Origin of the sequence: Bacillus mobilis, assembly GCF_001884045.1 — a bacterium.
GTDB classification, from domain to species: Bacteria; Bacillota; Bacilli; order Bacillales; family Bacillaceae_G; genus Bacillus_A; species Bacillus_A mobilis.
Window position 1 is genome coordinate 28,943 of the sequence record NZ_MACF01000128.1, and the last position, 12,085, is coordinate 41,027.

Consider the following 12,085-nt stretch of genomic DNA (forward strand, 5'->3'; position numbering starts at 1 on the left):
ATGTTGAGCAATATACTATATGCATAGTGTTAACTTCACTTAAAAGTCTTTATAATTAACCCTTTCCTTAATTGTATTTTTTTGGTATCCTTATATACGAGTCCTATTTTGTAATACAAGAACAATACCCATTGTAGAGCTGTAATACTCTTATCTCCTAATCTGTTATAGTTTTTATAACAGAACAAAAAAGTGTACATATGTTGTACACTTTTTTTGTTACTACTCTAAAACATCTCTTTTTCTATTCCCATCATAGAATCCACCACGACTACCCTCTAATACAATTAATTGCTCGAATCCTTCTATATGATCACCTATAATTCGCAAGACAGCTGGAGGGTGACCTATTTTTGCAAAATGTTCACTGGGACGAATACGGTTCATCTTATCAACCTCTACACGACTTACACATGCAATCTCGAATCCCGACAGAATAGCTTTCACTTGAGCTACACAAGGTGAAAGTAAAGATCTATATCCGATTTCTTTCAAACACTTACTACTAAACGCATTCGGTACAGCGATAAGAGAGCCTACTCCTAGATCTTTTCTATCACAAGCTAAATTTAATGCATATTTAAATGCAGTTACAAGATGAAGCGGTACTCTTAAATCTAAATAATGATTTAGATCATTTAAGGCGACATCCATTCCATCTGCAATAGCTTTTGCGAAAGGATATAATTCCCTAGCTGGAATAACAAAGTCACCGTCTATAAATAATACAATTTCCCCTTTTGCAAAATAAGTTCCAAGTGAACGCCCCACATCATTTCCAAGTGCTTCTTTATATACAATTGTTGTTGCTCCCTTGTCTTTTGCAATCGTTGCTGTTCGATCAGACGAACCATTTACAACAACGATAATTTCAAAAGGTTCAATTTTGCGGAGCTCTTCTATAACGTTTCCAATTGTTTTCTCTTCATCTTGTACAGGAATAATGACCGATAATTGCTTTCCTTTATACAACTTAGATGTGACGCCCCATCCTTGATAAAAATCTTCGAAACTTAAAGTGTGATAAACACTCTCTCTTTTCCTATTTCCATCATAATACCCTCCGCGCTCATCACTGCCCGCTATTCGCTCCGCTACAGCTTCTATATGGTCACCTATCATCCGTTTTTCAGATTGAGAAAGACCCGTGCCATACGCAGCATGCTCGGTTGGCCGAAATTTATTTGGCGTAATAACATCTATTGCACAATGACGACTAATTCTCCATTTGCTTTGTGCTAAGCGTAAATGAGCTACAATAGGATTTACAAAACATTCATATCCAATGCTTTGAACAACTTCTTTCGTCAACGCATGAGGTACAGATAATAAAGAATCAATTTTTAACTCTTCACGCTCTAACATTGCATTTAATATTTGGCGCCATACTGTCACGGAGTGCGGTTTTTGTTTCTTTAAAAATAGTGCGTCCAAATTATTTAAAACGATGTCGGCCTGATCATGTAAAATTGGATTCAGGAATAATTGTAATTTTGAAGTTTGAATAGCAAAATCTCCATCTATAAATAGTAGTACATCACCTATCGCTTGTTTTGCGCCGACTGCACGTCCAACATCGTTCCCGAGTAGCTCTGTATACTCAATTACTTTACACCCTAAACGACTGGCAATCTCTTCTGTACCATCGTTACAACCGTTTGCTACTACAATAATCTCTAATGGATTTAATCCTTTTACCGATTGAATAACGTCTGAAATCGTATCCGCTTCATTACATACAGGTATAATAATTGATAGCGACTTAGCCATTCTTTTCTTCACGAAACCATTTAATAGTTTCTTTCAATCCTTGTTCCCACGTTACTGTCGCTTGAAACTGCACAAGTTCTTTTAATTTCGTTACATCTGGTCTTCTATTTGGAATTTCTTCAAAGCCATGTGGGTATACCTCTTCGAAAGGAACTTGGACAATCTTTGAAGAAGATTTCGTTAGCTCTTTAATTACTTCTGCTACTTCTTTTATACTCTTTTCGTTCTCAGAACCTATATTAATAATCTCACCATTTACCTTCTCATCCATTGCTCGAATCGTTGCCTCTACCGCATCACTTACATACGTAAAGCAACGTGTCTGCTTTCCATCTCCATATACGAGAATGTCTTCTCCTTGCAGAGCCGCACTGATAAATCGTGGGATTACCCCTGCATACGGACCATCTTTCGCTCTTGGACCATAAATATTAAAATAACGAACAATCGTTACAGGTAAACCTTCTAAAGCGTATCCTAAACATAATGTTTCTTCTAATGTTTTACAAATTGCATAACTCCAACGTATTTTAGAAGTCGCCCCGTATAATCGATCCCCCTCTTCAGAGAAGGGTGGCTTTGCTTTACCATATACTTCTGAGGTAGACGCAAAGACTACTTTCTTCTTTTCTTTTAGCGCTGCTTGTAAAATGTTTCTCGTTCCATCAAAATTCGTTTCAATCAGCTCTATACTCTTTTCCATTGTCGTTTTCACACCTAAAATTGCTGCTAAATGAAACACTACATCATGTTGATTTACTAATTCATAAATTGAGCTTTTATCTAAAACGCTTATTGGAATAACCCGAATTTCTTTCATTAACTCATCATGATATTTATTTTTTCCTTTATAGAAGTTATCAACGATTGTGACCCCATAACCTCTTTTCACCAATTCTTCAGCTAAATGCGATCCAATGAATCCTGCTCCACCTGTAATTAAACATTTCTTACTCATACACTCACCTTCTTTACAATTCCACGTGTATCTATTACTCGCTTCATTCCTTTAAAAAGCTTCCAATCGATATTAGAGTGATCAGTTAAAATTAAAATACAACCCGCTTGTTTCATGACTTGTTCATCCAAAGAAACAGATTGGTACATCTTATCTCCAAATTTTGCAGAAGAAATATATGGATCATGATATTCTATCTCATATCCTTCTTCTATTAACAATTCAATAATTGGCAACGCTGGTGATTCTCTTAAGTCATTTACATCTTTCTTATACGCAATTCCTACAATTAAAACTGATGCAGGTGATTGCACCATGCCTTTTACTTTCCGAACTATTTTCTCTGGCATTTCTTCATTAATTACATGTGCCGCCTCAATTAATTGACTAATTGCTCCATTCTTTTTTATTCTCCATTGAAAATATAAAGGGTCTACTGGAATGCAGTGTCCCCCTATCCCTGGCCCTGGCCAATACGGGGTAAATCCAAATGGTTTTGTAGATGCAGCTTCAAGCGCCTCGTAAAAATCAATTCCTAAACTTTCACATAGTGTGTTTAACTCATTTACTAATGAAATATTGACTAGACGCTGAATATTTTCAAATAACTTACACATTTCCGCTACTTTCGGAGAACTAACTGGAACAACTACATCAAATATAGTGCTATATAACTCCTGTACTTTTTGTTTACACTTTTCTGTTTGTCCACTAATAACTTTTGGAATCGTTTGAACGGAATAGTGACTATTAGCCGGATCAATTCTCTCAGGGGAATATCCGATATAGAAATCTTCTCCTACCTTTTTTCCTGTTTGAGAAATAATCGGAATGATAACTTCCTCGAGCGTACCTGGATATGTGGAGCTTTCAAAAATGAAGGTTTGTCCTTTTTGAAGGTGTTGTTGTATATAATGAGAAGCTGAAATGAGGGCACTTAAGTCTGGTTCTCTTTTTTCATTAATTGGAGTCGGAACAGTGACAATAACATAATCACTATTTTGAAAATCAGCAATACCTTGATCCGGTGTATTTACTATTAATTTTTTTTTATCCAATAAACTTTGTAACAATTTAGAAGAAACATCTGGAATATAACTTTCTCCTTTTATAATTGATTCTATTTTTCTAGTATCTTTATCTAATCCAATTACTGTATGTCCTCTCTCTGCAAAATGAACTGCTAAAGGAAGGCCAACATACCCTAATCCGATAATAGCAACTGTACTACTAACATTCATCTGTATTCTCTTCTTCCTTTCTCAATTGTTGAATTATATTTCTATCCCGCTCTCCATCTGTAAAACTCCCGCGTTCATCTGTGGATTGCAATAAATATGCAATTGCCTCAAGTTGGTCACCGAAAATACGGTCAAATGCTGGAATACGTCCATTTACAAATCCATGTTGCTCTGGGCGTACACGATTTGTTTTTATAACATCTACAAACTCTACCGCTGTAATAGAGAATCCCTCCAAAATAGCTTTCATTTGAGCTAGTGGCGGAATGATAAGAGAATCATATCCTATTTTCTCTATTACCTTTTTATGCATAGCATGTGGTACTGCCGTTAATGAGTTATTCCATAAATCTGGTCGTTTCGCTACCAAATTCACTAAATATTTTCCCATGCTAATTGGATCTGCCGGATGAAACATATCTAATAAACACTGTAAATCATTTAATGCCACATCATGCCCATCTTCAATCGCATGTAAAAATGGAATTAATTTTTTTCCCGGAATAACAAAATCACCGTCGACAAATAAACAAATATCGGCCGTGGCATGCATAGCTCCTATCGCTCGGGCCACATTATGTCCGAGTGCTTCCTCAAATTCAATAACGATAACATGCTCTAACTTTGCTTGTTTAATTGTCTCCATATCAGCTCCATTCGCAACCACTATAATTTCATCTACACCTGCTTTTTTTACTTCTTGTATAACAGATCTTATAGTCATTTTTTCTTCTGATACAGGGATAATAGCACTATATTTTGCTTTTTTCTTTTGTAATACAACTGGTTTATACTTTCCTACAAACTCTCTATCCCTAGTTCCTTCCGAAAAACCACCACGCTTACCATAGGTTTCGATTACGTATTGCAAAGCACGTAAATGATCTCCCATAATACGACTAGTCGCTTTCGGATAAGGCGAACCGGGAGATGTACCAGTATGAACAGGACGCACTTTATTTGTATGAATAACATCGACCGAAGCCATATCGACAATATCTACTCCTCTAGACATCGCCATTGCTTGAAACAGTGCGGGATCGGCTAAATTCCACCAACCAAATTTCTGAATAACTTCTCTACTTATTGCATGTGGAATTGCGATTAAAGAACCAACAACAAGCTCTTTTTTATCCAAATAACGATTCAACATAAACTTTCCAACTGTCGTATAATGCGGCCTCATCTTTAAATAAACGGACCATGTTAAATTATTCACAACAATTTGGTGACCTTGCTGAATTCCTTTTATGAAACGTTGCAATTCTTTATTATCAATAACGATGTCACCGTCTAAAAATAAAACAATGTCACCCTTCGCTTCTCTTGCTCCAATCGCCCGTCCAACATCATTGCCAAGAGAATATTTATAATAAATTACTCGGCAATGGTGTTGTAACGCTATTTCTTTTGTCCCATCTGTCGATCCATTATCTACTACAATAATTTCATAAGGTTTCAATTTCTCTACTTCTACTAAAACTTGTGATACAGTACTTGCTTCATTATGCACTGGAATAACAACTGATACTCTCATACTTGTATCACGCTTACCCTTCCAAGCGAACATAAGAAATAATAGGGATACGTACAACTACATCTTCCGGTGGTCCATAAGAAGGAGAAGTACGAACACTTACTGCCCCGTCTGTCACAGATAACAGAATACCTGCAACAATTTCGACCGCTGTCACAACTTGCACTAACTCACCAACATGATTACGCAATTCATCAGTAAATAACATATATAAGTCTCCTTTCTTACGCTTCTTTAATTGATATAATACTTGTAAATGGTAATAAAACTTCTGTTCCTATTCCTTCTTGCAGTGTTAAGAAATCATCACCAACTGCTACAATCACACCCGTTAACTGTCCAACCGTTACAGTAATTTCTACGTTTTTACCCAAATACTGCTCTGCAATTCCTTTAAAAGGTGATGTATTACATTCTTTTAAAATGTTACAAATAATAGATTGAAATCTACTTGATTCAATAAATTCTTCCGTAGCTTGCTTAGAGTTTCTTTGAATAAACCTTGCAAAGTTTTGCGAAAATAAAAGTCGTTCCACAGCAGGTAATAACTTATTATCTAAAAAATAATCCAATTGCCTATTAAACAATCTCGATAACTTTTTCCAATACTTACCGAACAGACACATACACTTCTCCTCCTATTATTTTTAAAGTATACAAAATACATCTATACATCTTAATGTATACAAAGCAGGCTTTTTTTGTGATAGGTAAGACATACATTTTTCAACGAAACAATATGTTCTAAACACAAAAAAAGATAGATGGTATCCCATCTATCTTTATATATATTTTAATTTTTAATTGTAATTATGGCAGAGACACTGTAATAAACCGCTCGTGGCAATTCTGCCTGTTCACTTATAGAAGCTGTAACAAGTGAACCACCGCTTGCTGAAAAATACTTAACAGCTTCTAACGGAATACCATCCTCTTTCACATCAATATGCGTTCCATCTCGCCAGTCTATTTTCTGCATTGTTGCTGAAAGGTCCCCAGTCACTTTAGCATATTCTTTACCATCCACCCCTAAAAAAATCCATTCCCACTTTGTTAAACTTAGTACTTGTTTCAATTCTCCAATTTTCTTTCCCTCTACATCGGAAAAAATATAGAAATGGCGTACTCCCATCTTCTTTTGAACACGCAACAATCTTTCTCCCGAGTGATTATATAAATAAAATTGTTGCTTATGTAGTCCCTTAACAAAAAAAGAAAGTACAGCTTGCCATACACGTTGCATAACAAAATCATACTCTTCTTTTAAAAACCCTACTGCACTGCCATCTAACCCAAAGTATGTTATTACTTGAAATATCCCTACCTCTTTGCGAACAACAAATTTTCGTTGCTCTAATAATTCAGAAGCCTCTATATTATAAATGTCCTGCTTAAGCATTTTCGATCTTCTTTTTTCTATAAAGCTATATATTAATAATCCAAATGCTGGTAGTACAACACCTATTAATTTTAGATTTTCTTTCTCCGAAGTGAATAGCATCCCTTTTTTATATTCCATTACTAATCCAATTGCGACAATAATCCATACGATGACAGCTACAAAAAAAATGCGTTTCGCGTTACGTGCGTGATGCTTATGTATACCCATATCCCTCTCCCTTTTCCATTTATCCCGCTATTCGCCGTGCAGTGAGACCCCCACTGATTAAAGTTTCACTTTATTTCATTATCTCATTGCACATACACGTCCTCAATAAAAAAAGACCATCCAAAAGGATAGTCTCTTACACTTCAACATTTCGCAACATCGTGTAAATGTCGTTATTCACTTTACCAAATGATTTAATGTTGTTTTGAATGTTAGATAATAAAACGACATACACACTTCCGTTTTTACTAAATCCATTTAAACAATTCCATCCTGGCATTACACCGTGATTCGAATAACTTCCTGGGTCTACATACCAACCAAATCCGTAATCCTTTTTCACGGCCGTAAACATTTGATCATAACTCTCTTTTGAAATTAACTTTCCAGAGAAGAGTGCTTCATTAAATAAATATAAATCATGTGCACTTGTATATATATCACCACAACCATATAGTTGTGACATACTTGGAATATTAGGTGTTGTCATATTGTTATTTACTATTTTATAACCTGTCGATGGAAACCTTGTTTGCTCTAGCGCTTTGCCGAAACCAGACTGCTTCATACCCGCAGTAGCAAAAATATGTTGTTTAATATACTCTTCTAACGGTTGTCCACTTACCTTCTCAGCGATGTAGGCCAGTATCGAATAGTTCGAATCGGAATATTTCCATTTCTCCCCTGGACTCCCAATACGCTTTTGTTTTCCTATTCGTTTTATCAATTCCTCATGAGAAATATCCTCTGTTCCCTGTTCATACTCTGGAATCCCTGATGTATGTGTTAGTAAATGTTTTAACTGAATACCATTACCTTGAGGGAAATCTGGAATATACTTTGCAACCGTATCCTCTACGTTCAACTTATTTTGATCTTTTAATTGCATAATAGCCGTCGCTACAAACGCCTTTGAAATAGATCCAATATAAAAAGTTGTCTCTGAATTATTCGGTACTTGTTTCTCTTTGTTCGCCATACCGTATCCTTTATTCAAAAGAACTTTTCCGTTCTTCACAATAACAGCTGTCCCGCTAAATCCTGCGTTTTGTAAATATTGATCTAATTGAGCATTTTCATTAATTTCTTGAGGTGGTCCCTCAGCAGGCTTTTCCACAGCTTGTACTTGCTTCACTTGTTCTTCCTGCTCTTTTTGTTTTTGTTCTTCTTGTTTCTTTTTTTCTTCTTTCTTTTTCAGCTCTTCTTGTTTCTTCATTTCTGCCGCTGCTTTTAAAGTTTCTTCTTTCTTATTATCCGCAACAATTTTTGTATACATGAAATATACAACTGAAAATAGTAAGACGAGAATGATTGTTCTTTTTATGTATACAATCGGCCGACGTGCTTTCCCATTCGCATTAATTTTTTCCTGATCCATGATTGCTTTTTTCCCCTTATTTACCGATAATTTAATTCCACTACACAAGATTTATTTCGGATCTTTTTCATAGATTTTCGACATTCCATTCGACGTCATCCCTACTTTATCACGCACTGCACATATTACCAACCTATATGTATAAAAAAGAAAAAGAAAATTTACAAAAGTAAGATTGCTGTTAAAATTTTAATATAAAAAAGAGGATATCCCCTAAAAATTGATGTTATCAATCTTTTTGGATATCCTCTTATCTCATTATTTATACGTGTTTTTTCATATCATCGGCAACAGATTCAACATTTGTACCTACGATAACTTGGACACTCGTGTTACTTAATTTCATAACACCTTTTGCACCAGCACGTTTTAATGCTGCTTCGTTTACTTGACCAGCATCTTTCACTTGTAAGCGTAGACGTGTTGCACAGTTATCAATAACTGTTAAGTTTTCTTTTCCACCTAAAGCTGCTACGTAAGTTTCACCAATTGAACCTGCAACTGGAGCTTCTTCACCTTCAGCTAGCTCCTCTTCGTCTTCACGACCAGGAGTTTTTAGGTCGAACTTCTTAATTAAGAAGTAGAATACTACAAAGTAAATAGCTGCGTAAATTAAACCGATACCTGCTAGTAACAATGGTTTTGTTGCAATACCGAAGTTTAAGAAGTAATCGATTGCCCCGGCACTAAATGAGAAACCATCGTGAATGCCGAGAGTTGTTGTAATGAATAGAGACAGACCTGTTAATACAGCATGAATTCCATATAATACTGGTGATAAGAACATGAATGAGAATTCAATTGGTTCTGTAATACCAGTTAAGAATGAAGTTAATGCTAGACCACCTAACATACCTGTAACCATTTTACGTTTTTCTGGTTTAGCAGCTGCAATCATTGCGAAACATGCCGCTGGTAAACCGAACATCATAATTGGGAAGAAACCAGTCATAAACATACCTGCTGATGGATCTTTTGCAAAGAAGCGTGCAATATCACCATGAACGATATCGCCAGCTGCATTTGTAAAGTCACCAAGTACGAACCAGAAGTATGTGTTCATTACGTGGTGTAAACCGATTGGAATTAATAAACGGTTTAATAATCCGAATAAACCAGCACCAATTGAACCTAAGTTCACGATACCATGTGCTACTGCATCAATACCACTTTGAATTGTTGGCCAAATTTGACCGAATACTAATCCTAATAGAAGCATTACGATTGAAGTAATGATTGGTACGAAACGTTTTCCTGCAAAGAATCCTAACCATTCTGGTAGTTTAATTTTATGGAATTTGTTGTATAGTAACCCAGCAACAACCCCTGCAATAATACCACCGAGTATGGCCATATTAATTTTCGGCGTTAACGCCGCTGCTTTTGAAACCTTTGTCATTGTATCTGCTAATTTAGTTGGATCTACTGAACCGACTAAATCTTGAACACTTTTTAATTTATCATTTAACTCTGCTGCTGAATATGTCTTACTTAGAGCATTCGTTGTATTTTGTAAAACAAGATATCCGATTGCTCCGGCAAGTCCAGCTGCTCCACTACCATCAATAGACAAACCGATTGCAACACCAATTGCAAAAATAAGTGCTAAATTATCAAAAATTGCTGCACCGGCCTGTGCCATAACAGGAATGTTAAATACGTCTTCTTGTCCTAAACGAAGCAATAATCCTGCTGCTGGTAGTACGGCGATTGGAAGCATTAACGCTTTACCAATACGTTGTAGAAACTGCAACATTTTAATTCCCCCTATCAAATTTATGAAATCGTTATCATTATAAGTACGCCTTAGAAAACGCTTTCTATTTACATAACCATAATAACATATAGTTGTATAGATGTGTAGTTTTTATTTTCGAATTTTTTATGGATAAATCTCCTATTTCCAAACTGTTATATAAAAGGGAAATTCTCCTTTTTCAATATAGAATACTCGAAACGAAATACCTACTATAGAACATGTAACTTTCGTTTTATCATTCCACTTTTTCATGTTATTATTTATTTCCGAGCATATCGGGAAAAGTAAACTTAGTTAATTCGAAATAGGAGCGTTGGTACTATGCAGTGCATTGAGACAAACAACTTACAACAGTTGTTAGAACAAGTAAAACCATATACGAAAAAAGGAAAGCTTGCTACTTATATCCCCGAACTAGGAAATGCAAATCCAGATGATTTAGGGATTGCCATTTTCCATAAAGAAACAGAATACATCCATGCTGGCAACTCACAAACACTATTTACTCTTCAAAGTATTTCAAAAGTAATTACACTTGCGCTTGCCCTTTTAGATCGTGGTGAAGAATATGTATTTTCTAAAGTTGGAATGGAACCAACTGGTGATCCATTTAATTCTATTATTAAGTTAGAAACGACAAGTCCTTCTAAGCCACTTAATCCAATGATTAATGCAGGGGCACTAGCCATTACAAGCATGTTAACAGGAAAAGATAATGAAGAAAAAATGGAGCGTATCCTTCATTTTGTACGTGAAATAACAGATAATCCTACTATTAATTATTCTTCTAAAGTTGCCACTTCAGAATTAGAGACAGCTTACTTAAACCGTTCACTTTGTTACTATATGAAACAAAACGGAATTATCAATTGTGACATCGAAGAACTTATGGATTTATACACTCGTCAATGTGCAGTTGAAGTAAACTGTATCGATTTAGCGCGTATCGGCTTAATTTTTGCGATGGATGGATATGATCCATATAAGAAAAAACAAATTATCCCTAAACATATTACAAAAATCTGTAAAACATTTATGGTTACATGCGGTATGTATAACGAGTCTGGTGAATTTGCGATTCGTGTTGGTATTCCAGCCAAAAGTGGTGTAGCTGGTGGCATTTTCGGCTGCGTAAAAGGAGAAATGGGAATTGGTATTTTCGGACCAGCTTTAGATGCAAACGGAAATAGTATCGCTGGTTTTAAAATTCTTGAACTTCTTTCTGCTCAAGAAGGTTGGAGTATTTTTTAATTCTGAGTTATCCTGCTATACTAGCAGGATTTTTTTATTACATAAAACACTCAACTGTATCAGCTATCCGTCCCCTCACAAAAACCGTACTGAAAGTTTCTCTATATCATGCATATTTGCTCCCCCCTCCTGAATAATATAGTACAACCTAGCGCTATATGTGGAGGTGTGAAAGATGAAACTAATATTTCAAATGGAAAAACAGCCTGTTCTTGAAAAAACAATTCTTCTTTTTATATTGAGTATTGTAGAAAGCTTGAAGTTAAAAGTGGTTTCACTCGATGAAGCTCACCGATACATATTCAATTTAGAAGTACTTGAACTACTCATGGATCGGAACATCGATGATCAAGTGCTTGAACTTATTCATTTCGGAATGGGACTTGAAGACATTCATCACGTGCTTCCTGAAGAACTTGAACATACTATCGAAGAACTAAAGTGGCTCTGTATTCAAGTTTTAAGTGAGTACAGTATGCATGAAGAATCGGAACAATTAATTGAAGATATACGTTAAAAAAGCACCTATGTAGGTGCTTTCATATTTATAAAAACAGTAACGTTTCAGTAATTGCGCATCCG

Annotated in this window: 12 protein-coding genes; 2 read left to right on the forward strand and 10 right to left on the reverse strand. The window is 35.6% G+C overall.

Annotated features, from left to right (window positions below):
* Positions 1-222: 222 nt before the first annotated feature.
* The 10 genes from BAQ44_RS24535 to BAQ44_RS31700 form a co-directional block, all read right to left on the reverse strand.
* A complete protein-coding gene (locus tag BAQ44_RS24535; RefSeq protein ID WP_071724364.1) occupies positions 223-1,770 on the reverse strand; it encodes a glycosyltransferase family 2 protein in 1,548 nt (515 codons plus the stop codon).
* Positions 1,763-2,728 carry a UDP-N-acetyl-alpha-D-glucosaminuronate decarboxylase gene (locus BAQ44_RS24540; RefSeq protein ID WP_071724366.1) on the reverse strand — a complete coding sequence of 322 codons (966 nt, stop codon included), beginning with the start codon at positions 2,726-2,728 and terminating at the stop codon, positions 1,763-1,765. Before BAQ44_RS24540 ends, BAQ44_RS24535 begins: the two co-directional genes overlap by 8 nt.
* Positions 2,725-3,969, reverse strand: coding sequence for a nucleotide sugar dehydrogenase (locus BAQ44_RS24545; protein ID WP_071724368.1), 1,245 nt, complete (start codon positions 3,967-3,969; stop codon positions 2,725-2,727). The genes BAQ44_RS24540 and BAQ44_RS24545 overlap by 4 nt, the downstream gene beginning before the upstream one ends.
* Positions 3,959-5,539, reverse strand: a complete 1,581-nt coding sequence (locus BAQ44_RS24550; protein ID WP_169833840.1) for a glycosyltransferase family 2 protein — start codon at positions 5,537-5,539, stop codon at positions 3,959-3,961. The genes BAQ44_RS24545 and BAQ44_RS24550 overlap by 11 nt, the downstream gene beginning before the upstream one ends.
* The gene (locus BAQ44_RS24555; RefSeq protein WP_002166988.1) at positions 5,520-5,714 is read right to left on the reverse strand and encodes an LSm family protein; all 195 of its coding nucleotides are present in this window, start codon (positions 5,712-5,714) and stop codon (positions 5,520-5,522) included. The genes BAQ44_RS24550 and BAQ44_RS24555 overlap by 20 nt, the downstream gene beginning before the upstream one ends.
* A gap of 16 nt (positions 5,715-5,730) precedes the next feature.
* Complete coding sequence (locus BAQ44_RS24560; RefSeq protein ID WP_071724370.1) at positions 5,731-6,132, reverse strand: LSm family protein; 402 nt, start codon at positions 6,130-6,132, stop codon at positions 5,731-5,733.
* 167 nt (positions 6,133-6,299) lie between these two features.
* The gene (locus BAQ44_RS24565; RefSeq protein WP_071724372.1) at positions 6,300-7,115 is read right to left on the reverse strand and encodes a sugar ABC transporter ATP-binding protein; all 816 of its coding nucleotides are present in this window, start codon (positions 7,113-7,115) and stop codon (positions 6,300-6,302) included.
* A 136-nt stretch (positions 7,116-7,251) separates the two neighbouring features.
* Entirely contained in the window at positions 7,252-8,493 is a 1,242-nt protein-coding gene (locus BAQ44_RS24570; RefSeq protein ID WP_071724374.1) for a serine hydrolase domain-containing protein, read from the reverse strand.
* Between the two features lie 262 nt (positions 8,494-8,755).
* Complete coding sequence (gene nagE, locus BAQ44_RS24575; protein ID WP_061676733.1) at positions 8,756-10,249, reverse strand: N-acetylglucosamine-specific PTS transporter subunit IIBC; 1,494 nt, start codon at positions 10,247-10,249, stop codon at positions 8,756-8,758.
* Between the two features lie 141 nt (positions 10,250-10,390).
* The gene (locus tag BAQ44_RS31700; RefSeq protein ID WP_071724377.1) at positions 10,391-10,504 is read right to left on the reverse strand and encodes a transcriptional regulator; all 114 of its coding nucleotides are present in this window, start codon (positions 10,502-10,504) and stop codon (positions 10,391-10,393) included.
* A 69-nt stretch (positions 10,505-10,573) separates the two neighbouring features.
* Between BAQ44_RS31700 and glsA the strand changes: the two genes are divergently transcribed.
* Together glsA and BAQ44_RS24590 are read left to right on the forward strand one after the other, a co-directional pair.
* On the forward strand, positions 10,574-11,503 hold the full coding sequence (glsA, locus tag BAQ44_RS24585; RefSeq protein WP_071724379.1) for a glutaminase A: 930 nt from the start codon (positions 10,574-10,576) through the stop codon (positions 11,501-11,503).
* A gap of 175 nt (positions 11,504-11,678) precedes the next feature.
* Positions 11,679-12,020 (forward strand): DUF3969 family protein, encoded by a 342-nt coding sequence (locus BAQ44_RS24590; RefSeq protein ID WP_000766602.1) that lies wholly within the window; start codon positions 11,679-11,681, stop codon positions 12,018-12,020.
* Positions 12,021-12,085 lie beyond the last annotated feature (65 nt).